This window comes from Oceanicaulis sp. (assembly GCF_051859625.1).
GTDB lineage: Bacteria > Pseudomonadota > Alphaproteobacteria > Caulobacterales > Maricaulaceae > Oceanicaulis.
On record NZ_JBHYFH010000002.1, the window covers coordinates 369,917 to 395,498 of the forward strand.

The 25,582-nt window shown below is 60.4% G+C and carries 30 protein-coding genes; 29 read left to right on the forward strand and 1 reads right to left on the reverse strand.

Annotation, left to right across the window (positions count from 1 at the left end; genetic code table 11):
- Positions 1–180 precede the first annotated feature (180 nt).
- The 29 genes from ACTIGF_RS11350 (at position 181) to ACTIGF_RS11490 (ending at position 24,371) form a co-directional block, all read left to right on the forward strand.
- Entirely contained in the window at positions 181–774 is a 594-nt protein-coding gene (locus ACTIGF_RS11350) for a hypothetical protein (RefSeq protein ID WP_439636998.1), read from the forward strand.
- Positions 775–937: 163 nt separating this feature from the next.
- Positions 938–1,309, forward strand: coding sequence for an HNH endonuclease (locus tag ACTIGF_RS11355; RefSeq protein WP_439636999.1), 372 nt, complete (start codon positions 938–940; stop codon positions 1,307–1,309).
- Positions 1,310–1,462: 153 nt separating this feature from the next.
- Complete coding sequence (locus ACTIGF_RS11360; RefSeq protein WP_439637293.1) at positions 1,463–1,903, forward strand: phage terminase small subunit P27 family; 441 nt, start codon at positions 1,463–1,465, stop codon at positions 1,901–1,903.
- 13 nt (positions 1,904–1,916) lie between these two features.
- Positions 1,917–3,692 carry a terminase large subunit gene (locus ACTIGF_RS11365; protein ID WP_439637000.1) on the forward strand — a complete coding sequence of 592 codons (1,776 nt, stop codon included), beginning with the start codon at positions 1,917–1,919 and terminating at the stop codon, positions 3,690–3,692.
- Between the two features lie 3 nt (positions 3,693–3,695).
- Positions 3,696–4,928, forward strand: coding sequence for a phage portal protein (locus ACTIGF_RS11370; RefSeq protein ID WP_439637001.1), 1,233 nt, complete (start codon positions 3,696–3,698; stop codon positions 4,926–4,928).
- A complete protein-coding gene (locus tag ACTIGF_RS11375; RefSeq protein WP_439637002.1) occupies positions 4,912–5,649 on the forward strand; it encodes an HK97 family phage prohead protease in 738 nt (245 codons plus the stop codon). The genes ACTIGF_RS11370 and ACTIGF_RS11375 overlap by 17 nt, the downstream gene beginning before the upstream one ends.
- Before the next feature lie 10 nt (positions 5,650–5,659).
- Positions 5,660–7,030: a phage major capsid protein gene (locus ACTIGF_RS11380; protein ID WP_439637003.1), complete on the forward strand. Its 1,371-nt coding sequence runs from the start codon at positions 5,660–5,662 to the stop codon at positions 7,028–7,030.
- 84 nt (positions 7,031–7,114) lie between these two features.
- Positions 7,115–7,498, forward strand: a complete 384-nt coding sequence (locus ACTIGF_RS11385; RefSeq protein ID WP_439637004.1) for a hypothetical protein — start codon at positions 7,115–7,117, stop codon at positions 7,496–7,498.
- A 17-nt stretch (positions 7,499–7,515) separates the two neighbouring features.
- Positions 7,516–8,094 carry a head-tail connector protein gene (locus ACTIGF_RS11390; RefSeq protein ID WP_439637005.1) on the forward strand — a complete coding sequence of 193 codons (579 nt, stop codon included), beginning with the start codon at positions 7,516–7,518 and terminating at the stop codon, positions 8,092–8,094.
- A gap of 7 nt (positions 8,095–8,101) precedes the next feature.
- Positions 8,102–8,482: a hypothetical protein gene (locus tag ACTIGF_RS11395; protein WP_439637006.1), complete on the forward strand. Its 381-nt coding sequence runs from the start codon at positions 8,102–8,104 to the stop codon at positions 8,480–8,482.
- A complete protein-coding gene (locus ACTIGF_RS11400) occupies positions 8,472–8,879 on the forward strand; it encodes an HK97 gp10 family phage protein (protein ID WP_439637007.1) in 408 nt (135 codons plus the stop codon). Before ACTIGF_RS11395 ends, ACTIGF_RS11400 begins: the two co-directional genes overlap by 11 nt.
- Positions 8,880–8,902: 23 nt before the next feature.
- Entirely contained in the window at positions 8,903–9,289 is a 387-nt protein-coding gene (locus ACTIGF_RS11405; protein WP_439637008.1) for a DUF3168 domain-containing protein, read from the forward strand.
- A gap of 64 nt (positions 9,290–9,353) precedes the next feature.
- Positions 9,354–9,809, forward strand: a complete 456-nt coding sequence (locus ACTIGF_RS11410) for a phage tail tube protein (RefSeq protein ID WP_439637009.1) — start codon at positions 9,354–9,356, stop codon at positions 9,807–9,809.
- Positions 9,809–10,174, forward strand: coding sequence for a gene transfer agent family protein (locus ACTIGF_RS11415; RefSeq protein ID WP_439637010.1), 366 nt, complete (start codon positions 9,809–9,811; stop codon positions 10,172–10,174). The genes ACTIGF_RS11410 and ACTIGF_RS11415 overlap by 1 nt, the downstream gene beginning before the upstream one ends.
- Positions 10,175–10,227: 53 nt before the next feature.
- On the forward strand, positions 10,228–10,389 hold the full coding sequence (locus ACTIGF_RS11420; protein ID WP_439637011.1) for a hypothetical protein: 162 nt from the start codon (positions 10,228–10,230) through the stop codon (positions 10,387–10,389).
- Between the two features lie 10 nt (positions 10,390–10,399).
- Positions 10,400–12,397 carry a hypothetical protein gene (locus ACTIGF_RS11425; protein ID WP_439637012.1) on the forward strand — a complete coding sequence of 666 codons (1,998 nt, stop codon included), beginning with the start codon at positions 10,400–10,402 and terminating at the stop codon, positions 12,395–12,397.
- A 2-nt stretch (positions 12,398–12,399) separates the two neighbouring features.
- Positions 12,400–12,984 carry a hypothetical protein gene (locus ACTIGF_RS11430; protein ID WP_439637013.1) on the forward strand — a complete coding sequence of 195 codons (585 nt, stop codon included), beginning with the start codon at positions 12,400–12,402 and terminating at the stop codon, positions 12,982–12,984.
- Positions 12,985–12,986: 2 nt separating this feature from the next.
- Positions 12,987–13,637 (forward strand): hypothetical protein, encoded by a 651-nt coding sequence (locus ACTIGF_RS11435; protein WP_439637014.1) that lies wholly within the window; start codon positions 12,987–12,989, stop codon positions 13,635–13,637.
- A 2-nt stretch (positions 13,638–13,639) separates the two neighbouring features.
- On the forward strand, positions 13,640–14,083 hold the full coding sequence (locus ACTIGF_RS11440; RefSeq protein ID WP_439637015.1) for a DUF6950 family protein: 444 nt from the start codon (positions 13,640–13,642) through the stop codon (positions 14,081–14,083).
- Position 14,084: 1 nt separating this feature from the next.
- Positions 14,085–17,333 carry a hypothetical protein gene (locus tag ACTIGF_RS11445; protein ID WP_439637016.1) on the forward strand — a complete coding sequence of 1,083 codons (3,249 nt, stop codon included), beginning with the start codon at positions 14,085–14,087 and terminating at the stop codon, positions 17,331–17,333.
- Between the two features lie 11 nt (positions 17,334–17,344).
- Positions 17,345–17,599, forward strand: a complete 255-nt coding sequence (locus tag ACTIGF_RS11450) for a hypothetical protein (protein ID WP_439637017.1) — start codon at positions 17,345–17,347, stop codon at positions 17,597–17,599.
- Positions 17,596–17,844, forward strand: a complete 249-nt coding sequence (locus ACTIGF_RS11455) for a hypothetical protein (protein WP_439637018.1) — start codon at positions 17,596–17,598, stop codon at positions 17,842–17,844. The genes ACTIGF_RS11450 and ACTIGF_RS11455 overlap by 4 nt, the downstream gene beginning before the upstream one ends.
- Positions 17,845–17,865: 21 nt before the next feature.
- The gene (locus ACTIGF_RS11460; RefSeq protein ID WP_439637019.1) at positions 17,866–20,406 is read left to right on the forward strand and encodes a hypothetical protein; all 2,541 of its coding nucleotides are present in this window, start codon (positions 17,866–17,868) and stop codon (positions 20,404–20,406) included.
- Positions 20,403–21,563: a beta-propeller fold lactonase family protein gene (locus ACTIGF_RS11465; protein WP_439637020.1), complete on the forward strand. Its 1,161-nt coding sequence runs from the start codon at positions 20,403–20,405 to the stop codon at positions 21,561–21,563. Before ACTIGF_RS11460 ends, ACTIGF_RS11465 begins: the two co-directional genes overlap by 4 nt.
- A 9-nt stretch (positions 21,564–21,572) precedes the next feature.
- A complete protein-coding gene (locus ACTIGF_RS11470) occupies positions 21,573–21,947 on the forward strand; it encodes a hypothetical protein (RefSeq protein ID WP_439637021.1) in 375 nt (124 codons plus the stop codon).
- 79 nt (positions 21,948–22,026) lie between these two features.
- Positions 22,027–22,575, forward strand: coding sequence for a hypothetical protein (locus ACTIGF_RS11475; RefSeq protein ID WP_439637022.1), 549 nt, complete (start codon positions 22,027–22,029; stop codon positions 22,573–22,575).
- The gene (locus ACTIGF_RS11480; RefSeq protein ID WP_439637023.1) at positions 22,565–23,044 is read left to right on the forward strand and encodes a DUF5675 family protein; all 480 of its coding nucleotides are present in this window, start codon (positions 22,565–22,567) and stop codon (positions 23,042–23,044) included. The genes ACTIGF_RS11475 and ACTIGF_RS11480 overlap by 11 nt, the downstream gene beginning before the upstream one ends.
- A gap of 288 nt (positions 23,045–23,332) precedes the next feature.
- Positions 23,333–23,620, forward strand: a complete 288-nt coding sequence (locus ACTIGF_RS11485) for a hypothetical protein (protein WP_439637024.1) — start codon at positions 23,333–23,335, stop codon at positions 23,618–23,620.
- Positions 23,621–23,834: 214 nt separating this feature from the next.
- A complete protein-coding gene (locus ACTIGF_RS11490; protein ID WP_439637025.1) occupies positions 23,835–24,371 on the forward strand; it encodes a MarR family winged helix-turn-helix transcriptional regulator in 537 nt (178 codons plus the stop codon).
- 57 nt (positions 24,372–24,428) lie between these two features.
- Here the strand turns inward: ACTIGF_RS11490 and ACTIGF_RS11495 are convergent, their stop codons facing one another.
- A complete protein-coding gene (locus ACTIGF_RS11495; RefSeq protein ID WP_439637026.1) occupies positions 24,429–25,553 on the reverse strand; it encodes an acyl-CoA dehydrogenase family protein in 1,125 nt (374 codons plus the stop codon).
- Between the last annotated feature and the right edge of the window lie 29 nt (positions 25,554–25,582).

A 25,582-nucleotide genomic window follows, 5' to 3' on the forward strand; every position in this document is an offset into this window, starting at 1 on the left:
GATTTGCGCAAACGCGGTTCGTTGGGGTGGCGGGCGCTTCCAGCCGTCTATGCGGCTGCTCCGGGGTTCTGCATTCGAGACTTGCACGCCCTTCCGCCCCAGTCCTTCGGTGTCGTCTCTGAGGCATCATCCGCCCTATTGCTCGGCGAAGGGGAGGGGGTGGCCCAGTCAGCGCCATTCATGGCCGATCTGGGCGTATTGCCAGAAACCGGACGGGCAAAGGCAAGGTCGGCGGCCCAGTCAATGATGGATCGGGAACGGGATCGCCGCCGGCTTCAAATGAGCCTATCGGCCAACCTTCGCTCCCGGCGAATGCAGGCTGATGCAGCCGCGCGCCGTCATGGATACGATGGCTGGGCGCGAATGGTCAGCACGGGGCAAGTGGGGGATGCGGAAGCGAACGCTGCGCATCACCTGACCAAGGTTTTTGAACTTGTGCAGGCTGGCGCTATCGCCCGCGCCGATTATGAGGCGATGCTTTCGGGTGGCGTTGTCGTCTCAGGCCGGCCGGGTGCGCCTCAGGCATCGGCCGTGATCGGCTATGCAGACGTTTACCTTCCATGGCTTCGCTATCTGATGGCGCCGGGCTGTCGTCTCGGCCCGCGTGCGGCGTACTCCGGTGAGCAAGCGGTCAAGGTTACGCTCGCGTTCGTTGTTGAGGGGAAAACCCTCGCGGAAGCGGCGCGAATAGCGAAGATGAAGAAGGCGAACGCAACGGGTTTGCTGATGGAAGCGCTGAGAAAATACGCGTCGATCATGTCCAACCAATTGTGATATATAGGAAATCAAGCCCCTCTCAAAAAATGTTGTGAGAGGGGCTTGACGGCGGGAACCGAAAAAGGGCTATTCTCGCCACCGTTCAGAAAGTGTGCTTACGGCCCGGCGAGCTACCCGCTCAGCCGGGTTTTTTGCGTTCTGCGTTGGAGGCGGTCATGTAATGCCTAGCCGCTCTCGACGATACGTCCCCCATGGAAGCCGCGCGCGCCGAGATCGGGAGCGCGACGCAACGCGCTGGCGAGGGTCGGCGCGTCAGCGCGGTTATGACCGTGACTGGGAGAAGGTGGCCGCTTGGCGGCTTAGGGAATCTCCGCTCTGCCGGCATTGCCTGATTGATCGGCGGGTGACGCCGGCCACGCAGGTTGACCACATCACCCGCTTCCGCAGGCCAGATGGCTCGATGGACGATGAGCTGAGGCTTGATCCTCAAAACACACAAAGCCTTTGCGACCAGTGCCACGCCGCCAAGTCCGGCCGCGAGCGCACCGGCGTTCCTGAACCCGAGCGATACCGCACAGGGGGAGGGGGGTGAGAAAGTCAAAAGCGCGCTTCGCGGGACCGGCGGGGGAGCTTTCTGTTCACAAGCGGAAAATTGAAAAGAAATTCACCACGGGATTGGTGATCAAGGGGTTTTGCTGGTCTGGAGGTTGAGGCGATGGCAGGGCGGAAAACAACCGATTTGACAGTGCTTCAGGGCGGCAAAGGGGGATTTGAGCCTAAGCCTGAGGCTCAAGGCACAGCCCAAAAAACCGAAGAGCTGAAAATCCCGCCCATCGTCCGCACTGACAAGGATGCGCGGGCGGCTTGGAAGGTGGTCACTGAGTGGCTGGCCAAGCGGGATATGCTGGACGGTGCGGATACCTATTCGCTCGCCATCATGTGTCGTCAGTGGGCGCGATATGTCGCCTTGATGAAGTTCATTGATGAGCACGGTGAGACATACGAGGTCTCGGGCCGCCATGGCGTCCAGCAGAAGACTCGCCCTGAGGCGGTCCAGCTGAATGACCTTGAACGGCGGATGCGGTCCAGCTTCACCGAGCATGGATTGACGCCCATGGCCCGCGTTCGCCTCAGAGCGCCCAAGCAAACGGACCTTTTTGAAGAGTTGAGCAAAGCCCTGAGCTGATTGGGAGGGCCGTATGGATGGCTCCCCCCGTCATCACATCGTCACGCGCTACGCTCGGGCGGTTCTGAAGGGTGAGATCGTAGCCGGCCATCTGGTCAAGCTCGCGTGTTCTCGCCATCTGCGTGACCTTCGACATGGCCACAAACGCGGTTTGTGGTTTGACTGTGAAGCGGCTGATCGGGTCTTCAAGTTTTACCGCCTATGCGTTCACTCCAAGGGGCCGCTGGCGGGTCATCCTATCGAACTTGAGGCGTGGCAAGCCTTCTGCATCGGTTCCGTCTTCGGATGGAAGCGGGTTGTTGACGGGAAGCCTGTTCGGCGGTTCTCAGGTGTCACGGTCATGGAGGGCCGGCCATCAGTCCGGCGCTTCACGGAAGTCTATGAAGAGGTTGCGCGGAAGAACGGTAAAACCACCAAGCTAGCGCCGATCCAGCTCTATACGGCCGGGATTGAGGGCGAGAGCCGCGCCGAAAACTACTGCGCTGCGACTAAAAGAGACCAAGCGCGCATCCTGTTTGACGAGGCTTCGTCAATCGTCACGCGTTCAGTGTTGCTCTCGCAGCTGTTCGAGGCTCAGAAGTCCGTCATTCTGCAGCCGGCCACTGGCTCTGAAATCCGTGCGTTGTCGAAAGACGCGCACAGCATGGACGGTCTGAACCCATACTTCACAGCTGTTGACGAGCTTCACGCTCATAAAACCCGAGACGTTGTGGACGTGCTGGAAAGCGCCATGGGCGCGCGGCAAAACCAGCTGATCTGGTACATTACGACGGCTGGCGCAGCCAATCAGACGCACTCGATTTGCTGGGAGAAGCGATCCTATGCGGTCAAAGTGCTCCAAGGCGTCATCGAGAATGACCGCGTTTTCGCGTTCATTGCCTGCATAGACAAGAAGTCTGACGGCGCTCCGAAAGACGATGACTGGCGCGATCCATCCGTTTGGATCAAGGCGAACCCCAATCTCGGGGTGTCTGTCACCATGGAGGCCTTGCAACATGACTTCAGCAAGGCGGAAGCTAACCCGGCATCGCAAGCCGAGTTCAGGCGAAAGCGGTGCAATGAGTGGGTGGGCGCTCTATCGGCTTGGATACCTGTCACGATCTGGAGAAAGAACACAGGCGGCTTTGATTGGGACGCGGTTGAGGGGCGAGCGCCTGTTGGCGCGATGGACCTTTCTTCAACCATCGACATCACGGCTTGGAGTTTGTGTTGGGAGCCGGCGTATCCGGGCGACAAGTGGCGTTTCCTGAACCGCTATTTTGTGCCTGAAGAGCGGATTGCGCAGCGGGTCAAGGAAGACCGCCTTCCTTACGATGTCTGGAAGCGGAAAGGCTGGTTGAACACCACGCCGGGCGACATCGTGGATTATGAAGCGGTGCGTCAACAGGTGCTCGCGGACCACCGGGAGTTTGGCGTTTCAACCTTCGCTTATGACGCTTGGAATGCTCAGCATCTGGTGAACCAGTTAACTGAAGAGGGGCTTGACCCGGTTCAGTTCATTCAGGGCATCCGGTCCTATGCGTACCCGTCCAAATACTTTGAGGCCTTGGTGAACGGCGGCCACGTCGAGACTGAGGCTAATGACGTGACGGAATGGATGGTCACAAGCGCCTCTCTGAAGCGTGACGTGAATGACAACTTCATGCCGAGCAAGGGCGCGGCCGAGCAATCGCGGTCCAAAATCGACGGTCTAATGACCATGCTGATGTCACTGGGCCTTGTGCTCCGTGAGAAGGATGAAGGCACCGATCTGGATGACCTTCTGAACCGTTCAATGATTATGGGGTGAGCTATGTCCGTAGTGAAATGGATTGGCCGCCGCTTCGGGCTTAAGGACGCTGCGCCTTGGGTCGCGCTGGCTGGCGGTGAAAGTCATGCGGGCAAAAGGGTAAGCGAGCAAACTGCGCTTCAGCTGTCCACGGTCTGGGCGTGTGTCCGCATCCTGTCTGAGACAATCGCTTCGCTTCCTTTGCACGTCTACCGCGTCGATGAGAATGGCGCTGCAGAGCGTGATGACAACCATGAGCTGGCCCGGCTTCTGCGTGCGCCTCACGCCGAGCTAACGCCCATGGAGTTCTGGGAATCTCAGATTGCAGCGATCCTTCTACGCGGCAACTCGGTGTCAGAAAAGATTTATGGCTCTTCTGGCCGGTTGATCGCGCTGGAACCCTTGGACCTGTCTCAGACCAGCGTCTCACTTGATGCTGGCCAGCTGGTGTTTACCGAAAGCACCGCTTCGGGTGTGCGTCGGCTGAAACAAGATGACGTGTTCATGATCCGGGGCCGGTATCTGGGCGGCCGCCTCGGGGTTTCTGTCATCCAGTACGGGCGCCACACCATGGGCGGCGCGATTGCAGCGGACGAAACCGCCGGCAAGTTCTTCGCCAATGGTCTGCGGCAAACCGGGTTCGTCAAAATGCCCGGAAAGGTCAAAGACGAAGCTCAGGCGGACATGATTAAAAAGCTGTTTCTGGACCCTCTGAAGGGATCTGGAAACGCGGGTAAAATCGGTCTGCTTGAGGCGGGTATGGAGTGGGTGGAGGCAAGCCTTCCGCCTGAAGACGCTGAGCTTCTGTCAACACGTCGCTTCAACGTTGAAGAGATTTGCCGCTGGTTCGGTGTTCCGCCCATGCTCGCCGGCCATGCTGCGCAGGGTCAGACCATGTGGGGGAGCGGTGTTGAGCAAATCAATATCGGCTTCGTTATTCACTCCCTCGGGCCGCACCTGAACCGGATTGAGAGCGCTATCAATCACCGCCTGATCAAGAGCGGCGAGCGCGGGCGCGTCATCGTCAAGTTTGCGGTGAAGGAGCTGTTGCGCGGCGATAGCAAAACGCGCGCTGAGTTCCTGTCAAAGATGGTTCAGAACGGCTTGATGACCCGCAATGAGGGCCGGGCCTTTGAAGACCTGCCTCCAGTGGCGGGTGGCGATGAGCTGACCGCGCAAATCAACCTTGCGCCTGTGTCCATGCTCGGAACCTTCGGAAAAGTATCAGATGGAGGCAAGAATGGTTCAGATGGATGAGCGTGGCGTGAAGCGGTCCAGCCGCCTGAAAGTGTCCGATTTTCAGCTTGAGCTGAAGGCGGTGGGCGATGCTGAGGCCGGCGTGTTCGAGGGTTACGGCTCGGTCTTCGGCACGGTGGACAGTTATAACGAGATCGTTGCGCCCGGCGCGTTCGCGGAATCGCTGGCAGATATGGCTGCGAAAAAGCGCAAGGTTCCTGTGCTCTGGCAGCACCGCACCGGTCAGCCTATCGGCGTTTATGAAGAGCTTCGTGAAGACGAAAACGGGCTGTACGTGCGCGGCCGCTTGCTGGTGGATGATGTCGCACTGGCCCGCGAGGCTTACGCACTTCTCAAGGCGGAAGCCGTCAGCGGGCTGTCAATCGGCTATTGGGTGCGGGAAGACAGCTTTGATGACCTGACCCGTCAGCGCACCCTGAAGCGGCTGGACCTGATTGAGGTTTCACTGGTCACCTTCCCTGCAAACGATGATGCGCGGGTTGAAAGCCTGAAGATGAAGATGGCGCACGGCCAGCTTCCCGACCTGAAAGAATTTGAGACGCTCTTGCGTGATGCGGGGTTCTCGAAAAGCCAAGCTGTGATCGTCGCCAATCACGGCATGGCGCATTTGCTCCGGAGTGAGTCCGCGGGCTCTGGCGAGATCGACCAAGAGGCCAAGTCCATTCTGTCGGATATGTCCGGCGAGCTGGCTGGCCTGTCACAAGCACTCAAACTCACCTAACGAGGCAACAATGACCCTCTCTAAAATCCTGTCCGTCATGGCTGTGCTGGCCGTGGCGGCTCTCTTCGCATGCGCCGGCGCAGATGCGGCCTTCGCCATCGGTGAAGCGGCTAACATTGCTGGCGCATCCTCTGCTCCTCTGATCGCGGCGGCCGGGGTGGCGGCCACGCTGACGCGCGGCCGCAAGTCTGGTGGCGGTGATGGTGGTGAAGCTCCCAGCCTTGCCGACCTGAAAAAGCAACTTTCCGAAGTGGTCGCGGAAGTGAAAAACTTCGCTGAAGACGTGACCAAGAAAATGGCGAGTGGTGCGGCGCTCACTGAAGAGCTGAAGCAGAAGGCTGACGAGGGCCTGACCACGGCTCAGAAACTGCGTGACCAGATGGACGAAATGGAGGCCAAGGCCGCCAATCGCGCCCGTCATGGCGGTGAGGCCGCTCAGAAATCCATCGGCCAGCAATTCGTTGAATGCGATGAAGTGAAGTCCTTCATGGCCTCTCCGAACCGTCAAGGTGTCCGCATGGGCTTCAAGACGCTTTCTGGTCTGACGCCGGCGGCTGGTGGCGCGCTGGTCCAGCCTGAGCGTCTTCCCGGTATCGTTACCCCGCCGGTTCGCCGGATGACTGTTCGTGATCTTCTTGCGCCGGGAACCACGTCATCCGGTTCTGTCGAGTTTGTTCGTGAAGCTGGTTTCACCAACAACGCCGACACCAAGGGCGAGACGGCGGCCTCTGCTGAATCCAACCTGACCTTTTCGTTGGAAAGCGCCAAGGCGGTGATCATTTCGCACCATCTGAATGCGAGCCGCCAAATTCTGGACGATGCAGGCCAGCTTCAGTCCTACATTGATGGGCGGATGCGGACGGGCCTTGCTCTGAAGGAAGAGCGTCAGCTTCTCAACGGCGACGGGACCGGCGTGAACATGGAAGGGCTGGTTACGCAAGCGTCTGCATACTCTGCCCCCCTGACTGTCGCCGGCGCTACTTTCATTGACCTTCTGCGTCTGGCCATGCTTCAGGCGGAACTGGCGGAATACGCGGCCTCGGCCATTGTTCTGAACCCCATTGACTGGGCGGCAATCGAGCTGACCAAGGACAATGAAGGGCGCTACATGTTCGCCAATCCCAGTCAGATGACCGCACCGGGTCTCTGGGGCAAGCCTGTCGTGCCAACTCAGGCGATGGCGGAAGACAAGTTTCTGACTGGTGCTTTCGCTGACGGTGCTCAGGTCTTTGACCGTGAAGAGGCCAGCGTTGAGCTGTCCACTGAGCACTCGGACAACTTCACCAAGGGCATGGTGACGGTGCTGGCTGAGGAGCGTCTGGCGATGGCTTGCTACCGTCCTGAGGCCTTCGTGTATGGCGATCTGGGCCGCGTCGAGTAGCGGTCCCAATCTCCCCTGAACTGACGACAAGAGGCGGCTCCGGCCGCCTCTTGTCGTTTCGACTTTCAACAAACGAGGTTCGTTATGTCGAGCAAGGTCTTCATTGTGCCGTCCCGGCCGTTGGATGGGAGCCATGGCTTCCTGAAGCCGGGCGTGCCTGTGTCCGTCTCGGACGAATACGCCAAGAAGCTGGTCAAGCATGGCCGCGCCGTGGAAGTGACGGCAGAGAAGGCAAAAGAGATCGCGGCCAAGTCCGCATCCTCTGAGCCGAGTGGTGGCAAGGCCGCTGACGCTCCGGCCAACAAGTCCGCGCGGAAGTCGGCTAACAAGTCCGCTCCGAAAACCAAGGCTCAAGCCTCGGCTGAAGGTGCTGGCCAAGCATCGAAAGACGAAACACCGGCATCTGGTGAGGGTGCAACGGACGCACCGGCCGCGTCCGGGGGTTCTGCGGGCGCTGAAGCGTCCTAGGCGAGCTGGAGGGGTTCATGTCTGCAGTTCGTATTACACGGCCGGATGCTGAGGATTTGCCGCTTTCGGTGGCAGAGCTGAAGCGCCATTTGCGGATCGGTCATGACGACGATGATGCGCAGCTGGAAAGCTGCATTCGGGTGGCGGTGCGTCAGGCTGAGACTTTGACGGGGCGGGGCCTTGCGAAGGCTTCCTACCGTCTGAACCTCTCCGACTTTCCGGGGGCGTCTCCGGTATCCCTCGCCTTCCCACCTGTGCGGGGCGTCACGTCGATCAGCTACTTTGATGATGAGGGCGTTCAGCAGTCACTTGAGGGCTGGCGATTATGGGGTGTGGGTGACCTGCCCGTGATCTATCCGCCATCGTCGGGTTGGCCATCTGTTGAGCCGGGCAGGCCGGATGCGGTCACAATCACCTTTGAGGCTGGTTGTGATCCATCAGACCCGTCCTTCATCTGCGCTGAAACCCTCCAGCACGCCATCATGCTATTGGCGGCCCATTTTTATGAGCAGCCGCTTCCTGTTTCTGAAGTCTCCATGACTGAGGTTCCGCACACGCTTGAGGCGCTGATGTCGCCTGAGCGCATATATCGGTGAGCTGATCATGTTTGATCCATCCCGCTTGACTGATGAAGTGGTTGTTGAGTGCTTTGACGACATGGCCCAAGACGCGCACGGCAATGAGACCGGCGGGGAATGGGGTGAACTGATCGAAGCGCAGCCCGCCGGATTGATCGCCAAGAGCGGCGGCGAAACCGTCCAGCAGGGCCGGATGGAAGGGCGGTTGCTCTTTGAGGTGGTCTTACGCTTCAACGTGAGTAATCAGACCATCACTGAGAAAGACCGTTTGCGCGTCTCTCGCGCCGGCGGCGCTTTGCCTATCGGGTCTGTTCTCAATATCAAACACGTTCCTATTGACGTGGATCAGCCGCGCCGCCGCTGGCTGCGGTTTCAGGCTGAGTTCGGTTCTCAAGATGGGAACTAGCGCTACGGTTCAGGGACTGGAAGGCTATCGGGCAAAGCTCAGGCGTCTCAGTGAAGCCTCGGTCAAGCACATATCAGCGGCGCTTGAGAAAAACGGCGATGAGCTGAGCGCCATGCGCCGGCGTCTTGTGAACAAGGATGCGGGCGATCTTGAGGCCTCAATCGGTTGGGAATGGGCCACGGGCAAGGGCCGGGCTGGTCTGAAGGGGGATATGCGCTTGGCCATCAAGGCCACGGCTGGCAGTCCCTCGGCCTATTATGCGAGCTGGCAAGAGTTCGGCCCGTATGGAACCCCGTACTTTTTCCCGGCTTACCGGGCTTTGAAGAAAACCATGCAGAGCCGTCTGGCGCGCGCCTATGGAAAGGCTGCGCGTGAGGCTGCGGGGGGTGTGCGTTGAGCAATCCAGCGGTTTTGGTTGTCATGGGTGGCGCGATCCAGTCCGCCCTCAGGGTGGATGCGCCGCTTCTGGCGGCGCTCGGGCCAGATCGGGTGCATGATGAGCCGCCAGCGAATGCGGTTTATCCGTTTGTGTCCATTGACCAGCTTGAAGAGCGTAATGACGCCAATGGCGCGGCCAAGGCTTGGGTCATGTTCGTCTCAATCCGGGTCTGGAGCCGTGCGGCGTCATCGCTTGAAGCGCGCGAACTGGCCGGGCTCGTGGTGGACGTGCTCGACGGTCTGGCGCTTCCGGCCGGCTCCTATGAAATCAACTGGCGCGACTATCAACGCACACGCACGCTCCGAGATCCTTCCGGCAAGACCCGGTTTGCGCTCGTTGAGTTTGAGTTCGGTCTGACGCGGGCCTGAAGGCCACGTTTCCAATCACAGTTTTTCACGCCTCGTGGTGAGGCCAGAAGAGGGAGGGCCAGCCATGGCTGAGCTTGATGTTGTTGACTATGGGGAAGTTCTGTTTGCCATCAGCGATGGTGAAGCGGTTCCCACCTATGAGCACCCGGCCGCGATCAACTCGGACAAGGGGGTTCAGTTTACGGCCCAGTTTGCGGATGACCTTATTCCGGACAAGACCAATCTCGGCGGCCCGCGCCAAATCTTTCGCAATGCGCAGTCCATTTCCTTCACTATCTCGGGGGCCGGTAAGGTTGACCGCTCTTCAGTGGCCATGTTCCTGCGCTGGCTGGCGTCGGGGGGCTCCAAGGAAGTGAAAGTCAGGATCGGTGAGAAGGGCGCCACCGGCTCTGTCGAGATCACCTGTCCAGTCAAGCTGACGGACTTCAATGTCCGCACTCAGCACCCCACATCTGCAGATGTTGACATCACGCTTGTCAGCGACGGCTTCAAGCCTGACGATATTCAGGATTATGTCTGATGAGCCGGCGGGCGATCATTGAGCGGCCGTTTGCAGACGGCCGCTTTTCCTTCCGTCTGGGGGTGGGCGAGCTGGAGCTTCTTCAGGAAGCGACGGATTGCGGGCCTATGGAGCTTCAGCAGCGACTGCTTCGCGGGCTCTGGCGGCAATCGGATGTGCGCGAAACCCTGCGTCTGGGCCTGATCGGCGGCGGTATGCAGCCAGAGGCGGCCCTGAACAAGATTGAACAGTACGTTGATGCTTATGGCCTCGCGCCTCATGCTCAGACGGCCATGGAAGTGGTGGGCGTGGCCCTGTTCGGTGTCGAGGATGAGCAGCCGGGGGAGCCCGACGCGGAAGCGGCAACGGACGCAGCCGGCGCATAAAGCCGCTTCCGCGCGGAAAATGGCGCTTCGGTGCTCTGTATGGCAATGCGGCCGTGATCGGCTTCACGCCCGATCAGGTGCGCGCCATGAGCCTCTGGGACTTCAATATGGTCTGCGAGGGCTGGGAGTTGGCCCATACGCCTGAAGACCAGATTAAGCCGGACTTTCCTGATGATGCAGCGCTGAAGCGCGCCAAGGCCGCATTCTCGGCCTGAGGGGGTATCCATGGCCGATGATAAGGACTTTCACCGTCTGGTGACGGTGCTTGAGGCGAACATTGCCAAGCATGAAAAGGCGATGAACAAGGCGCTTGGTCAGGCCTCCACGACTGCGCGGGGGATCAGCACCGAGTTCCGCCGCTCCAGTCAGCAGGTGAACCGTCACTTTGACGCCATGCGCAACACGGCCCGGAATGCTTTCGGGGCCGTTGCTGCGTACATGAGCACACGCGCTGTCACTCAGTTTGTTCAGGGGTCTTTGCAGGCGGCTGAATCCATTGCGGATATGGGCCGGCAAGCAAACGCCAGCACTGAAGAGCTGCAGGCCTTGCGTCATGTGGTCGATCAGAACGGCGGAAGCGCTGACCTAGCAGACAGGGCCTTGCGGCGCATGTCTTCGGTCATGGGTGATGTGATGACCGGCGCTGTGGATGAGGCCACGCGCGCTCTTGAGCGCATGGAGTTGGCCGAGCGCATCCGGAACGGTGAAATCCGAACGTCAGACCAGCTCTTCACCGCCATGGTTGAAAAGCTGGAAACGGTTGAGGATGCGAATATACGCGCCAGCCTGACCGCTGACGTGCTTGGCCGGCGAATGGGTGAAGAGCTGGGGCAATCTCTCTCAATCGGGCGTGAGCAGCTGGAGCGCACCCGTCAGGCCGCTCGGGATATGGGGTTGGTGCTGAGTGACGAGCTTGTCCAGCAAGGTTCAGCGGCAAATGCGACCATGCGCGCGCTTCAGCAGTCCATGGCGGCTGAGGCCCAAGGCGAGGTGCTGCGTTACTCCAATGAGCTTCTGAGCGTTGCCGAGGCGCTAGGCGAGATCGCAAAATGGGGCATTCGCGCCACGGCGGCTTTGCCCCAGTTCGGGCAATGGCTCGGCGGCGAGCTGGCCGGTATTAATGGTGTCAGTGGACAATCGGCTCCGGCTGAGCGTGAGCGCGCGAATGAAGACGTGCTGCGCCGTATTCGTGAGCAGCGTTACAATGGTGACGGCATTTCGCGCGGCGTGGTGCGTGACTGGATCGAAGACGCCGGCTTCTCCGATAACTTCCGCGATTCCTTCATGGAGGCCTTCGGCAATGGTCCAACCACATTGCCGGGCGGGATGGGCTTTCTGACTGAGGGGGCTCTGGATCGTCTTGAGACGGTGCTTCAGCTGGCTGTTGACCGGGCTAAACTGGACGCGCGCGCGGCTGAGGCTTCCGCCAATCGGTCTGACCTGCCCGTTTCAATCGTTCCATCAACGCCGGCGGCTGGCGGGGGCGGGGCAGCTGGTGGCGAGGCTGACCCTCGCCGCTTGTCGCCGCTGAGCGAAACCCGCGTTGTGGGGCTTCCATCGCTTGATGAGCGCCGCGCACGCATAGAGGCCTATTTCGGTGACCGCTCGGACATGGCGCTTCCTGACGGCGCTGAGATCGCGCAAGGGCTTCAGGATGCTGTCTCGGATAATCGTGAGGCGTGGGCCTCGGAATTTGGCTGGATGATGGCCACGGGCGCTCAGCAGGCTTGGGACGGTGATGTGATGCAGTACGGCGCTAAGGTGCTGTCAAATGCCATGCAGCGCCAGCTGTCCAGTGTGTTTACCGAGCTGGGGCGCCAGCTGTTTGACATGCTTTCGCAAATGGAAGGCGGGTTTGGCGGTCTGGTCGCCAAAGGCGCTCAATTCCTGTTTGGCGGCTTCCGCGCGGAAGGGGGTGATGTGCGGCCCGGTATGAGCTACCGGGTTGGTGAGCGTGGCCCTGAGCGCTTCGTTCCTGATGTGCCGGGGCGGATCGTTCCTGAATACGCTACGCGCCAGATGCAAGCGCCGGCGGTCATGGGTGGCGGTGATATTCGCGTTCGTCTGGAGGTGGACGAGGGGGCCATGTTCGCGGTTCGCGTGGCTGAGATCAGTACGCCCATTGCTCAACGAACGTCAGTGGACATTGTTTCCAAACAGGAAGAGGCGCGGGCTCAGGGCCAGCATGAGAAGGCCAAGGTGTTGCGCGGCGGGGGGCGGTGATCATGGATATTCTGCTTCCTTCCTATCCGCCGGCAGCATTGGTTTCGCCAACGCTTGTGAAGGCCGGCCGTGAGGCCAAAGGCCCGATGCAGAGCGCCAGTCAGCGCATCCAGCGCCATGGCTCTCGTTGGGCTTTTGACGTCGATCTTGAAGACATGCTTGCCGATGATGTCGGGGGCTGGGGAGATGTCGAGCATGAAACGGCCGTTCTCGGCTGGATCATTCCCCAGCCGTGGCTGGATATTGGCGAACCGGGTTCGCCTGTCGTGGATGGCGCGGATCAGATGGGCGCTCTCGTCAATCTGCGTGGGTTCGCAGCGGGCTATCAGTTGAAGAAAAACCAATGGGTTTCCTTCAACGATCAGGGGCGGCGTTACACGCACCGGGTCACCGCTGACGTTGTGGCCGACGCGACCGGCCGGCTTGCTTTGGCGATCCGGCCCATGCTGCGTGAATTGTTCGCTGACGGTGTTGAGCTGGAAGTCAAAGAACCGAAGATCACCGGCTTTGTGACTCACTCCGGGCTGGCGATGGCGCCACGGTCCAGCACGCTCAAGGGCTTCTCTTTCACCATCAAGGAGGTGTGAGAATGGATGCGGCGCTTGAAGCGGCATACAGGGCGGATGCGGTCACCACCTTTGAGGCCATGGAACTGGTGCTCAGGCTTGCTGGTGGGGGTGAGGAAGTCATTCGGCTGAGTACGGGCGGCCTCGTTGTTCTGGATGGTCATGTGTACCGTGAGCGCCATCCTGAATATGGACTGATCGTCAATATCACTCAGGTTCGAGACGGCGTGACGGGTACGGCGGCCGCACCAGCCGTAACGCTTTCGCCAGAAACGAACGCGGGCCAAGCCAAGCTCGCGGCCAATATCGCCATGGGCTCAACCGTGGTGCTTTATGCGGGCGTGCTTCATCCCGTGACGGGCAGGGCTGTGGGTGTTGAGCCGTTCTTTTTCGGCCGGCTCGATAACTCTGGCCTGATGATTGATGAGGAAAGCCAGCTTCTGAATTTGAGGCTGTACTCTGAAAGGGAGTTCGCCCGCCGCAACTCCCAGCACCAGCGGCTGTGTTCCGCTTTCCTGAACCAGTGTGACCCGGCGGCGCGGGGGCTGGATCATATCAACGCCATTGATGAGAAATCCTATCACCGAGGTGACGCCTCGCGGGCTGTCACCCGTGTTGGCGGTGGGGGGTCTGGCTCGTCTGGTGGCTCGGGGCAGAACGCAAGAGCGGTCTAACCATGTCTGAAATGAATGATCTGTTGCGCCGCCAGCGCATTGTTGGCGCGTGCGCGAACCTGCATCTGGGCCGCCCCTTCAAATGGGGTGTGCGTGAATGTGTTCGGTTGGCTCGCCTTGCCATGATTGAAGGCGGCCATGGTTGCCCGCTTCTGAAAGGCAAGAAGTACACCACGGCGCTTGGCGCGGCGCGTGTCATGAAGCGCTCGGGCTTTGAAAATCTGGTGAAGGCGATGGACGCCACGGGTCTGGCCCGGATCGCGCCGGCGCGCGCCTTGCCGGGTGACATCGTGGCGCTTCCAACCGATGCGCCGGGGCCGTGGGGGTGCGCCTTGAGCGTGGCCATGGGGAATGGCGCGTTTCTCGCCTATTGGGGCGCTGAGGAATCCAGCTGGCGTGGGGCCGCTGTAAGGGATCTGAAACCGCTGGCGGCTTGGAGGGTCTGATATGCCGGGAACGGGTATCGGTGAGGCCATTGCGGCCACTGTCAGTTATATCTCTTCCGCCTATGCGGCTGCGGCCGCTGGAACCGCCACGGTGGCCCAGACCGCTACCGTGGTGGCCATCAACGTAGCGGCCAGCGCCGCCATCAATGCCGCCACAAGCCATATTCTAGCGCCTGACGTGGACAAGCGCGGCCGGCCGCATGAGTTTGTAGCGGACCCTGACGCCGGCATTCCCATTCTGATGGGCCGCCGGGGCGTTGGCGGGCGTATGATCTATCAGGATGAATGGGGCGCGGATAACCGTTATCTGAGCTGGGGGAGCGTCACGTCTCTTGGACCGATTGCCGGCGTTGATGCGTTTCTGGCCGATGGCGAGATTGTCGGGTTTGCGGGGGAGAATGCGACCGGGCGTTTCAAGGACAAAATTTACCGAAGCGCCAAGCTTGGTAGCGCATCCGATAGCGCCCTGACCGCGCCGGCGGCTCCGGAAGCGGCGCCCGGTTTGCGCGACTGGGGGGCGGCCCACCGTCTTCCCAACCTCGCCTCCCAGATGCTGACCTTCTATGAAGACAGCAAGCTCAGCCAGTGGCCGCGCGGTTATCCCAAGCAGCTGACAGTGGCGCGAGGTGTTTACTGTTATGACTGGCGTCAGGACAGCACGTTTCCGGGCGGTGACGGTGCTTGTCGTTGGGGGCAGCCTGAAACCTATGTCTGGTCAGAGAATGCCATTGTCCATGCTGTAAACTGGAAGCTTGGCCGATGGATTGAAGGGCCGTCCGGTCCGCTTCTGGTGGCCGGCTTCGGGGCGCATCCGTCTTCGCTCGATTGGGACTCCTACACCTTCGCGGCCAATGTCAATGATGCGAATGGCTGGAAGGTCGCCGCATACCCGACTACGGCCGATGATGAGTATGAGGTCTATCTGGCCCTTCTGCAGGCGGGTGGTGCGCGTGACAGTTCTCTCGCGGGCAAGTTCTCTTGCATCGTCTCCGCGCCGCGTGCGCCTGTGGTCACGATCATGGCGGCCGATCTGGATGGGCCGTTTGAACTGAGCGATATTGCAGCGGCTAAAGAGCGCCGGCTGAACACGGTTTATCCGCGCGTGGTGCTGGAAAGCCAGCTGTGGAAAGACCACACGCTTGATCCTGTGAAAGTTTCCGAGTTTCTGGAGGAAGACGGCGAAGAGCGGGCTGAGCGGCCGATTTTCCCGTATGTGCCGGATGCTGAGCAGGGAACTCAGCTGGGCGCGTACATGATGCTCGATTCGCGCGAGTATCTGACGGGTCAGGTTCCGGTGAAGCCTTATCTGCGGAATGTGCGGCCGGGTGATGTGGTGCGCTTTGATGATACCGGATTGGCGCTGGATGGCGTTGACGTGCTCATTCTTCAGCGCAGCTTTGATCCGAATACACACAAGGTTGTATTGACCTTTCGGAGCGAGACGCCGGGCAAGCACCCCTTTGCGTTGGGTCAGACCGCAATTCCGCCTCAGCCGCTTTCCCTGAGCGATGCGGACCCGTATGAGACGCCTGCGCCGGGGCCGGGTGACTGGACTATTGGCGATGAAGGGCCGGGCGTGGGTGATCCGGGGATTCCCATTGTCACCCTGACGGGCCGCGTGGTGAGCGGTAATGTCTCTGAGGTGCGCCTGTACTGGCGTCACAAGGGGGCGCTGGCTTGGGTCATTGCCGATGTCACAAAGCCTGACCAGACCACCTATGTTCTGCGCGGGCTTCCGGCCAACGCCACGCTTGAAATCGGGATGCAATACGTCTCTGTCTTCAGACAGGATGGCGAAATCATCCTTCTGGGTGAGATCACCACGCGCCCTCTGAAGATTGATCAGATCGCCGGGCGCGATGCTGAAGAGGTCATCAACGAGCTGGCCGAGCTTGGCGGGCTTCTGGATGCAACCGAGTATCTGGCGAATGGTCTGTTCCGTCATTCTCAGGCGCTTGCTGATCTTCGCCGGCGTCTTGAGGAATTGTCCTTTCTGGATGGCTTGCCGGTTGGGGCTCGCATCATTGAAGAGCGTTCAATTCGGGAAGAGGAAGGCCTTCTTGCTGTTGAGGCGCGAGCCGCGCTCTCAGGCCGGATTGATGACGCGTCAGCTGCAATCATTGACGAACGCGGTTTGCGGATCGCGGCGGATGAAGCTGAGGCCTCAGCGCGCCAGCTAGTCGCTGTTCGGGTCGATGATGCGGAGAGCGCCATTCTTCAAGAGCGCAACGCGCGTGTGACGGCTCTTGAGGCGGCTGCGAGTGCGCGTGATCTTCTGGCGGTTCGTCTTGGCGATGCTGAGGCGTCCATTCTTGAAGAGCGCAACGCGCGTGTGACGCGGGATGAGGCCTTTGCAAGCACCTTCAGTCTTATGGGGGTCGAGCTTGGTGGGGGCTCGGCTTTCCGTCTCAACGAGGCGACGGTTCAAACAGGCGCGCGGGGTACGCTCGCCAGTGTGTTTGATGGGTTGTTTGCGGCTCAGGGTGCGAATGCGTCGGCTTTGTCCATTCTGCAGGAGGTCAGCGACACGAACGCGCTACAGATAACAGAGTTGACGAACACAACAGACGGCAACACGTCCACGATAACGAGCCTATTGGAGGTGGCGAACGGGCTGAGTGCTCGGGCGGCGCTGGCGTTGAACGTCAATGGTCGTATCACCGGGTACGAGATTGATGGGGCTCTGGGCTCATTCATCATCGCCGCTGAAGAGTTTGGCGTTGCGGCCGCGATAGGTGGATCAACCTTTTATCCCTTCATCGTGACGGCCGATCAGATCGCACTGAATACCGATGTCCAGATTGACGGTTCTCTGATCGTCAACGGCACTGTGACGGCTGATCAGATATTGGGCGGGGCTGTCACGAACAGCTCAGCGTGGGCGGGTGACGCGAACAATCAGGCGCTTCAGCGCAACGTCTGGACCACCATTGTCAGCCGGAACTTCACATCTGAAAAGGGTGGAACGGTTCTGGTGGTCTGGTCCCTGAATGTCGGCAATGCCGCTACTCAGGATGTCTCTGTTGAGGTTCAGGTGGTCACGCCGGGCGGCTCGAAAGTACAGCCGGGGCTTGTCCCTTATGAGTTTCAAGGCTCGTTCGGCTTGCCTTACGTCTTTCTCACAATTCCGGCCGGGACGGGGGCTTTCGAGATCAGGGCGCGTTACCTGTCCGGCCGCTCGTCCCAGACCGTCACGCCTGCCCCTGCGGCGCGTGACTGGAACCTCGCAATCCTTGAATTTCAAGTCTAGGAGCCTGTCAAATGGCCAAAGCCATGGATCTACATGAAATCGACCGCCAAGCGGCGGATTTGAAGGCTGCAAGGGCAGAGGCCATGCGGCCGCTGGCTGAAGCCGTGTTGTCAGAACTTGAGGGCTTCAAGGCTGATGGCGGCGCGGTTGAGCGTCTTCAGGTCATCGCTGATCAGTTGCCCTCTGGCTCGGAGCGCGTGGCTGTCAGCAATTTCCTCTCTTCCGTGGGGCATCTGCGGAATGTCATGACGCGGGCTGTGTCATGAATGCCTCGTCTGAAGAGGCCTCCGCTGAAGACCAGATCAAAGCCTTATCGCGTGAAGAAATGATCTTGCTGGCCGAGCTGGGCCGGCTGGGGCTTCAGCGCCAACGGACCGAAGCGCGCCTGACGGAAATTCAGGCTCGCCTTGAAGGCGCACGCCTTGGGGTGAAGCTGCAGGATGAAGAGCGCGCAAAAGCGGCCGCTGTTCAAAGCCAAGCCGACAAGCCTGCATCAGAACTGAAACAATAATCCACGAACAGGGGCGGTCACATGGCTGTCAAAACGAATGAGCAGTTCGCTGAGGCATTGGCGGGCGCGGTGGCGGCATTTGAGGCCGGCGGTTCCGAGGCTGAGCTTGCATCCGATCTGGTGGAAGCGGTTACGGGCTGGGCTCAAGGCGGTGCGGGTGTCGCCCGATCGGCGGGTATGTCCGCTGAGGTCATGGAGTCTCTGAATACTTATCTGGAGCAGGCCATTGACTGGTACGGAGGCCCTGCGGATGGCGGGCCGGGGCAGGATGGGCTTTACCCGCTTCGGGATGCGGCCGGGAATGAGTATCTGGTTCCCAGCCCGGCCGCGCTCGCGGCGGCGCTAAAGGGGCTTCAGGTTGACGCTGAGGGGTCTTTTGCCTCTCGCGTCGATCATGACGGGGCTGCGCCGGGTTTCGTCTTTGTCTCTACGGATGGCGTGGATGGCGCGGGCGGTCCTGATGTCGCTTACCGCAAAAGGGGGGCGGGTGCTCTTTGGGGTGATCCTATCCAGATTGAAGGCCAGCAAGGTCTTCAGGGTCATGCTGGCTGGTCGGCTGTCTATGCGATAATCGCGGACGGTGAGCGCCGCGTTCGCCAGCTCTCGGACTGGATCGGCGGTGCTGGCGACAAGCCGGCCGGCGTTGGTCTGTATGAGGGCGCGGCCGGCCTTGTTGCGGACATTGCGGATGCTGTGGACATTCGCGGCGCTCAGGGTCTTCAGGGTCATGCTGGCTGGTCGCCCGTTCATGCCAGTGTTGCGGATGGCGCGCGCGTGGTTCGCCAGCTGATTGACTGGACCGGCGGTGCTGGCGACAAGCCGGCCGGCGTTGGCCTGTATGAGGGCGCGGCCGGCCTTGTTGCGGACATTGCGGACGCGACGGACTACCGGGGGGCTCAGGGGCTTCAGGGCCATGCTGGCTGGTCGGCTGTTTATGCGATCATCGCGGACGGTGAGCGCCGCGTTCGCCAGCTCTCGGACTGGATCGGCGGCGCTGGCGACAAGCCGGCCGGCGTTGGTCTGTATGAGGGCGCGGCCGGCCTTGTTGCGGACATTGCGGACGCTGTGGACATTCGCGGCGCTCAGGGCTTTGGGGGCTGGTCGCCTCTCTATGGCTTTGAAAGTGACGGCGCGCGCCGTGTCGCCAAGCTTGTGGACTGGATCGGTGGCGCTGGCGACAAGCCCGCCGGCGTGGGCCTGTATGTGGGTGCTGCGGGGCTTGTTGCAGCCATCGCGGACGCTGTGGACATGCGCGGTCCCGAGGGCGCGGCGGCGCTAGCTGAGATTGCGGACATTAACGGGCTTCAGCCAGCGCTGGCCGGGAAGCTGAACACTAGCGGCGGCGTCATCACGGGAACCCTAGCAGGCGGCGAAAATTCGGTTTTCCGGGGCTTTTTCATGCCTCAGAACCCTGAAGGTGACCACGTAGCCAGCCCATTTCTCTTCAATGATTTGGCGTTTGCGCGTCTGCGCGGCGCTACGATTGTTGTGGAGGCGGACGGGGTCGATATGGGCGCCAGCGACTACGCTAAAGATTTGATGTTCAATGCGTCAGCCGACTACTGGAACGTCAATGTGTCCGCCGACCCTGAGTTAGTGATCACCCTCACAGACTTGCCAAAACACTTCGCCTTCACTGGACAAATGGGCATCGTCTTTGGGTCCGATTGGTCTCGGGCTAAAGATGTGACGCTGGAATGGTCCGCAGATGGGGGGGTTACTTGGGTTGTCGCACGGTCTGTCACCGATCAAGGAAGCCAGTTTGTGCGTGCCGCGTTTAACAACGGGGCAACCGGGGTCAACGCTCTACGCATCACCTTAGCTAACTATGAGAGCTCCAATGCTTGCAGGATTACTTCGATCTTCGCATACAACTACAACTCCAGCGGTATGGAGGGCCTGTATGTTACCCGTGATGGTGGCCCCCTCTACGGCGATCTGAACGTCAACGGCTATACCGTGCTGCATGAGGGCAACTTCAACCCGGCTGACTACCCATATATTGTGGATTTGGCTCCGGATAGCTCTTACGACACTACCCCCAGCGGCGTCTACGTAACTGAGATGTCCAACGCGGTAGAGCCCGGCTGGCCTGACGAATATTGCGCCGGGATAGGCTTCCGGCACAGTAGCAACCGTCAAGCTCAGCTGTGTGTGGCTAACGACCGTATCTATTTCCGTCGTGGTCACACCAGCAACGCCGGGGGCGCGGGTACGGGTTGGTCCCCTTGGCATGAGGTGTGGACGAACGCGACCCTGAAGCCGGGCGCGCTGGTCAATCTGGCTTGGAGCGTGACGTGGACTGACGACGTCGTCCCACCAGAACGCACGATCCGGATTACGGCAACCAGCACGCACACGCTACCGGACGACCTCAACAACTGGGCGCGGGCCGTTGTCGTTGAGCCGGGGGTCACTGTGACATTCGATTTTGGGAACAACGTACTCAGGGACGCTGAAGGCAACGCCGTGGACCTGACCAATGCAGACAACCGCACCGTCGCTGGACCTGTAGCGTTCAGCCTCCTAGCGGTGTCTGGCAACGTGGAGATTTGGCTATGACGAACCCTAACATGCTGGGTTTTGGTCGCGGTGGTTCCAGTGGTGGTGACGTATCCGCCAAGACGGCCTCAGCCGCGACCGCGTACGCGATGATCTTGCAGGCGATCAACACGGCTTCGGTTGATGGCGGTTACAAGATCGCGGAAGTGCAGGGGGTTTTCGCGGAACTCGCGCCTCTGCTCGACCCGGCTTTGAGCGACATTAGCTCTGCGAAGATCAGCGAGGCATTCGACAACGCGACGGACGCGAACAGTCTGGCTTCGTCTTCGGTGTTCCGCGATCTGGTGAATGCTGGCGGGTATATCGATGAACTGGGCCGGGCGAGCGCTGAGCTTTCCCAACATTACGGCGGATACGACATCGCCAACCTTGAGTATGTAAAGAATAGCGACGGCATTGCGGGCATCTACGGTAACCCGCAGCTTGGGCCGGTTTTCAGCGGCGACAGGCTTGCGGTTTATTTCGGGGTCGCTCAATACGTCATCAGGCAGACCCTCTCTGTGGCGGGCGACGTAAGGTCAACCTACGGAACACCCCAGTACCTGAACATCCAAACTGTTGGGGGGCAGAATAGCATCCTAGGTCTGGACGTCGCCCCGGATGAAAGCCGGATACTTGTCACCGATAACACGCTTGATGATATTTTCGAGTATGACATCGCAACGCCGGGCGATCTAAGCACGGCCACAGTCAACTCCAACCAAAGCGCGGGCAATGTTCCAAGATGCCCTGCATATGCACCAGACGGTATGGCGGTTTACTATGTCAATAACTCGTCTTCACAACTTGTCCGTTTCCCGCTGTCTACTGCGTATGACTTCAGCACGCGCGGTCCAGCCTCTTTCGGCAGCCTGCCGACGGCACCAGCAGGCCTTTCATGGCCACAAGTTCGGGGGGTGAGTATCAGGGATGGGGGCAATTATGCGTATATGGCCTTCCAAAACTCGACCCTGCTCCATGCTTACAGTCTGTCCGGCGCATCTCTGACCTACGAGCACCCGAACAACATCGCCTTGGCTAGCATTGAACCTACTCAAACCAATGTGGGCGGCGGCGTTTGGATCAGTGATGATGACCTAAAGAATGTCTACGTCGGGGATGGCGCGGACCTTTGGCAATACAAGACACCACCCACCGAACTTCAGGCCCCGGCTTAAGGAGCGATCATGAGCACTCTCGAACAAGCCCTTGAGGCGCTAAGCGCGCGGGTCGCCACGCTCGAACAGACCACCGCTGAAACCGCCGCCGCTACTGGCGCAGGAACGATGACGCACAAAGAGTTCTTTGACCTGTTCACGATGGTGGAGCGGCTGCGCTGGCGCGATCTGATCGACACGTCGGCGCAAACCTCTGTGGCCAGCCGGACGCCAGAGCAGACACTGCAGCTTGTATCCTATGACTATTTCATACGGGCGCGCGGTTTGCGGCTAGATGATCAATCGACCGTTGCCGGGGTCATGTATCTGCGCGCATGGGGCGTGTTGGATGATGACGCACGGGTGACGGCGGTTCTGGCGGGTGATCCGCAGGCGGCCGCCTAACGCCTCAACTTAATTCTGAAGGTTCGGCCCGCTTTGAGCGGGTTTTTTTGTGTCTGCGTCACAGACGAGAGGACTTGTCATGCTTGATCGTATTCTTCACCCGCTGGACGGGCTCTGGCGGGCGGCTGTGGTGCTTTATGAGCCAGCTCTGTTCTATGCCGGCGCGGCCGGAACCGCTGTCACCGCCACCATGGTTCAAGGGGGCGGGCTGACGGATGGTTTTGACCGTGCGTGGATAGAGGCGGCCGCCTATCTGGCGGGGTCTGGCGCTGATCTGCATTTTCGCGGCCGCGCCTATGCCAAGCTTCCTGTTGGCCAGCGCGCCAGCCGTGCGCGTGAATGGAAGGCGCGGCTCGGTTTGGCCGCAATCGGCCTGTCAGGGGCTTTCTTCGCCAGTCTGGTGGCTCAGGCCGCGCTGGTGCATGTCATGCCGGCCGACATCGCGCGCGCCTCATTCCCACTCGTCAATTTTGCTCTGGTTCTGATCGCTGTTCCTGTGATCGACGGTTTCCGGGGGTTCTTCCGGCTTCTCTCCGGTCAGAGCAGCCAAGAGGCCTTTGTGGGGCTGGTGATCAACTGGGCGCGCAAGCGCAGCGGACAGGATGCAGGGGGCTCCAATGGCCGCTGACATCATCCTCAAGCGCGAACGTCATGATGACTTCGCCACACTCGGCCGGCTTTATTACGGTGTGCTGTTCCTGTGCTTTGTGCTTGAAGACCGGCCGCGTCTTGATCCGCTTGTGAAGGAGCCGGGCCTGTCACGGATTCCGGCCGGCCGCCATCAGCTCAAGCTTCGCGGCTATGGCGGCATTCATGACGCCTACCGGGCGCGCTGGCCTTGGCATCGTGAAATGATTGAGATTGTGGTGGATGACCCAACCGCAAGCTGGTCTGACGTGCAGTTTCATTGCGGAAACACGCACAAGCACACGGCCGGCTGTCCGCTGGTCGGCCAGCGCGCCACGTTCGTTGAGGGTAATCTAGCTGTCAGCGCAAGCCGTGAGGCTTATGAGGCGGCTTATCCCATGCTGTACGAGGTGGCGGCAGGCGCTGGCTTCCTGACCGTACTGGATGAAGTGGGGAGGGCGTCGGAATGACCGTGGTCTTGCTAATTCTGAGATCCATGAAAACGCATTGGCGCTTGCTGGTCTGCGGTTTGGTCGCCGCCAGTATCGGCTTCGGAGCTGGCCGGCTGGCTGGGGCCGGGAAACGCGCCGAGCTGGCGGAAGCGTTGTCTGATTGCGCACGCGCTGAGGCGGCGGCGGCGGTTCAGGCGCTGGAAAGCCAAGGGCGGCTCGCCGGCGAGAACGCGCGGCGACTTGAAGACTTCGGCTCTCGGCTCTCGGGGGCCGTCACGCGCGCCGAACAGATAGGGAGAGAACCCCGTGAAATTGTCTATCGTGTCGAGTGTCTTGCTGATGACGCTGATCTTGAGCGCCTGTGCCGGATCGCCCCAGACCATCCCGATTGCGCGGATCAACTGCGCTGAGGGTGTGCCGCTCAAGGCGGTTGAGCCGGGCGAGCGGCCGAGGCTGATCCAGCCGGGTGAGGACTGGCGAGATTATGGGGAGGGTCTGTTCGCCAAGGCTGAAGAGCTTCACGCCCGCTTGTCCGTGGCGCATGGCGCGTTAGTGTCCTGTGACCGTGAGGTGGCGGGAGAAGAGGGCGGCTGAAGCTCCGAATCCTGTTCCTATCTATTTGAAACCTTTAGGGCCGTTTTCGCCCTGTTTTTTCGGAGCCTCATTGAAATCATTGAGGATTTATTGGGTCTGGGGGACCAGGGGTCGCGAGTTCGAATCTCGCCGTTCCGACCATTTCCCTTTCTGAACAAACTCATGGTAAGCCGACGCAGTCTTCTCGCGTTCGCGCATGCTCATGATGGGTTCAATGACTGATTATGATGAAATCCTGATCGCTTTGCGCCGGATCACGCGCGCGATTGATATTCACTCCAAACGCCTGGTGAAAAGCTCGGGGCTCACAGCTCCTCAGCTCGTCGTTATCCAGGCCTTGCGCAAGGATGGCGAAATGGCCCCAAGCGCGATTGCGCGGGCGGTGTCGCTGAGCCAGGCGACGATCACGTCCATTCTCGACCGGCTGGAAAATCATGGATGGGTTGTTCGTCGCCGTAGCGAAAACGACCGCCGGGTCGTGATGGTGGGGCTGACGTCAGCGGGACTTGAGAAAGCCGACAGTGCGCCGGAACTCTTGCAGGCTGGATTCCTGCGCGCTTTCCGCCAATTGCCAAGCTGGGAACAGCATATGCTGATCGCTTCTGTCCAGCGTGTGGCGGAGCTGATGGACGCCGAGGATATCGACGCCTCGCCCATCCTGCTGGCGGGCGAAATGAAGCAGTTGTACGAAATGGCGCCGGATGCGGCCCAAGAGCAGACTGACCCGGCGACAGACTCTGATCCCTCATGAACAAAAAAAGGCGAAGCCGCGAAACGGCCCCGCCTTGATCTGGAGACAAGCGGCGTCTTAGTAGCCGCTCATCCGCGCCACTTCGCCGGCGTTAAAGGCGTCATCGCCCATGAATTCGCCGGCCGCTTGCGCACGCTTGTAGTACAGCCCGATATCGTACTCGTCCGTCATGCCGACGCCGCCATGCATCTGAATGCCTTCGGCGGCCGCGAGACGTGACACTTGCGTCGCCTTGGCCTTCGCCGCCACGCACCAGAGCGGGGCCTGGCTGGGCTGGGTGTCGAGCGTGGTGAGCGCCCGGCGCACCAGCGAACGCGTCAGTTCCAGCTCGCCCAGAAGATGGGCGGCGCGATGCTGCAAGCCCTGAAAGCTCGAGATCGGCACGCCGAATTGCTCACGTTCGGAGATATAGGCGATGGTGTCATCAAACGCCTGTTCGGCGACGCCCAGGGATTCCGCCGCCTGGCAAGCCCGGCCGGCGTCCAGCAGTCGGCGATAGGCCGCGTCCGCGTCTTCAGCGCCGGACAGATAGGCGTCACCATCCAGCTTCACATCGTCAAACTCGAAATCGGCAGGCACATGGCTGTCGAGCGTCCGGCGGTCGGTGCGGCTGACGCCGTTCGCTGATGGATCCACCAGGAAAAGGCCGATCTGGTCGTCATCCGTACGGGCGACGACGATCAGCATATCCGCGCCGGCGCCTTCATTCACGAAACGCTTTTTGCCTGACAGAACAAAGCCGTTGCCGTCTTTCTTCGCGCGCGTCTCGATATGGTCGGGGTTGTGACGCGCCCGCTCGTCCAGTGCGATCGCAATGACGGTTTCACCGGCGGCGATTTTGGGAAGCCAGCTTGACTTCTGCGCATCCGTGCCCGCCAGGTTAAAGGCGGTGGCCGCCAGAACCGACGTGGACAGGAAAGGCGATGAGGCGAGGGTGCGGCCCATTTCCTCAAGCACCAGGCCAGCCGCCGCATAGCCCATATCCACGCCGCCATGGTCTTCGCTGACCAGAACGCCGCTCCAGCCCATTTCCGCAAAGGACGACCACAGCTCTGCCGAGAAGCCGGTCGGGCTCCTCTCGTCACGCAAGGCGCGAAGGGCGGTCACGGGCGAGGATTCGCCAAGGAAAGCGCGCGCTGAATCGCGCAGCATCTGTTCGTCTTCGTTGAGAACAAAGCTCATCGATTAATTCCTTACTCTGAAAGGCGCGG

Excerpts from the sequence above, each read along its gene's own strand:
- ACTIGF_RS11465 (WP_439637020.1), top strand. The coding sequence starts at position 20,403 with ATGACGAACCCTAACATGCTGGGTTTTGGTCGCGGTGGTTCCAGTGGT.
- ACTIGF_RS11390 (WP_439637005.1), top strand. The coding sequence starts at position 7,516 with ATGTCTGCAGTTCGTATTACACGGCCGGATGCTGAGGATTTGCCGCTT.
- ACTIGF_RS11475 (WP_439637022.1), top strand. The coding sequence starts at position 22,027 with ATGCTTGATCGTATTCTTCACCCGCTGGACGGGCTCTGGCGGGCGGCT.
- ACTIGF_RS11410 (WP_439637009.1), top strand. The coding sequence starts at position 9,354 with ATGGCTGAGCTTGATGTTGTTGACTATGGGGAAGTTCTGTTTGCCATC.
- ACTIGF_RS11450 (WP_439637017.1), top strand. The coding sequence starts at position 17,345 with ATGGCCAAAGCCATGGATCTACATGAAATCGACCGCCAAGCGGCGGAT.
- ACTIGF_RS11460 (WP_439637019.1), top strand. The coding sequence starts at position 17,866 with ATGGCTGTCAAAACGAATGAGCAGTTCGCTGAGGCATTGGCGGGCGCG.
- ACTIGF_RS11375 (WP_439637002.1), top strand. The coding sequence starts at position 4,912 with ATGGTTCAGATGGATGAGCGTGGCGTGAAGCGGTCCAGCCGCCTGAAA.
- ACTIGF_RS11395 (WP_439637006.1), top strand. The coding sequence starts at position 8,102 with ATGTTTGATCCATCCCGCTTGACTGATGAAGTGGTTGTTGAGTGCTTT.
- ACTIGF_RS11350 (WP_439636998.1), top strand. The coding sequence starts at position 181 with ATGGCCGATCTGGGCGTATTGCCAGAAACCGGACGGGCAAAGGCAAGG.
- ACTIGF_RS11455 (WP_439637018.1), top strand. The coding sequence starts at position 17,596 with ATGAATGCCTCGTCTGAAGAGGCCTCCGCTGAAGACCAGATCAAAGCC.
- ACTIGF_RS11385 (WP_439637004.1), top strand. The coding sequence starts at position 7,115 with ATGTCGAGCAAGGTCTTCATTGTGCCGTCCCGGCCGTTGGATGGGAGC.
- ACTIGF_RS11365 (WP_439637000.1), top strand. The coding sequence starts at position 1,917 with ATGGATGGCTCCCCCCGTCATCACATCGTCACGCGCTACGCTCGGGCG.
- ACTIGF_RS11495 (WP_439637026.1), bottom strand. The coding sequence starts at position 25,553 with ATGAGCTTTGTTCTCAACGAAGACGAACAGATGCTGCGCGATTCAGCG.
- ACTIGF_RS11480 (WP_439637023.1), top strand. The coding sequence starts at position 22,565 with ATGGCCGCTGACATCATCCTCAAGCGCGAACGTCATGATGACTTCGCC.
- ACTIGF_RS11470 (WP_439637021.1), top strand. The coding sequence starts at position 21,573 with ATGAGCACTCTCGAACAAGCCCTTGAGGCGCTAAGCGCGCGGGTCGCC.
- ACTIGF_RS11435 (WP_439637014.1), top strand. The coding sequence starts at position 12,987 with ATGGATGCGGCGCTTGAAGCGGCATACAGGGCGGATGCGGTCACCACC.
- ACTIGF_RS11425 (WP_439637012.1), top strand. The coding sequence starts at position 10,400 with ATGGCCGATGATAAGGACTTTCACCGTCTGGTGACGGTGCTTGAGGCG.
- ACTIGF_RS11370 (WP_439637001.1), top strand. The coding sequence starts at position 3,696 with ATGTCCGTAGTGAAATGGATTGGCCGCCGCTTCGGGCTTAAGGACGCT.
- ACTIGF_RS11415 (WP_439637010.1), top strand. The coding sequence starts at position 9,809 with ATGAGCCGGCGGGCGATCATTGAGCGGCCGTTTGCAGACGGCCGCTTT.
- ACTIGF_RS11405 (WP_439637008.1), top strand. The coding sequence starts at position 8,903 with ATGGGTGGCGCGATCCAGTCCGCCCTCAGGGTGGATGCGCCGCTTCTG.
- ACTIGF_RS11400 (WP_439637007.1), top strand. The coding sequence starts at position 8,472 with ATGGGAACTAGCGCTACGGTTCAGGGACTGGAAGGCTATCGGGCAAAG.
- ACTIGF_RS11445 (WP_439637016.1), top strand. The coding sequence starts at position 14,085 with ATGCCGGGAACGGGTATCGGTGAGGCCATTGCGGCCACTGTCAGTTAT.
- ACTIGF_RS11490 (WP_439637025.1), top strand. The coding sequence starts at position 23,835 with ATGACTGATTATGATGAAATCCTGATCGCTTTGCGCCGGATCACGCGC.
- ACTIGF_RS11380 (WP_439637003.1), top strand. The coding sequence starts at position 5,660 with ATGACCCTCTCTAAAATCCTGTCCGTCATGGCTGTGCTGGCCGTGGCG.
- ACTIGF_RS11355 (WP_439636999.1), top strand. The coding sequence starts at position 938 with ATGCCTAGCCGCTCTCGACGATACGTCCCCCATGGAAGCCGCGCGCGC.
- ACTIGF_RS11430 (WP_439637013.1), top strand. The coding sequence starts at position 12,400 with ATGGATATTCTGCTTCCTTCCTATCCGCCGGCAGCATTGGTTTCGCCA.
- ACTIGF_RS11440 (WP_439637015.1), top strand. The coding sequence starts at position 13,640 with ATGTCTGAAATGAATGATCTGTTGCGCCGCCAGCGCATTGTTGGCGCG.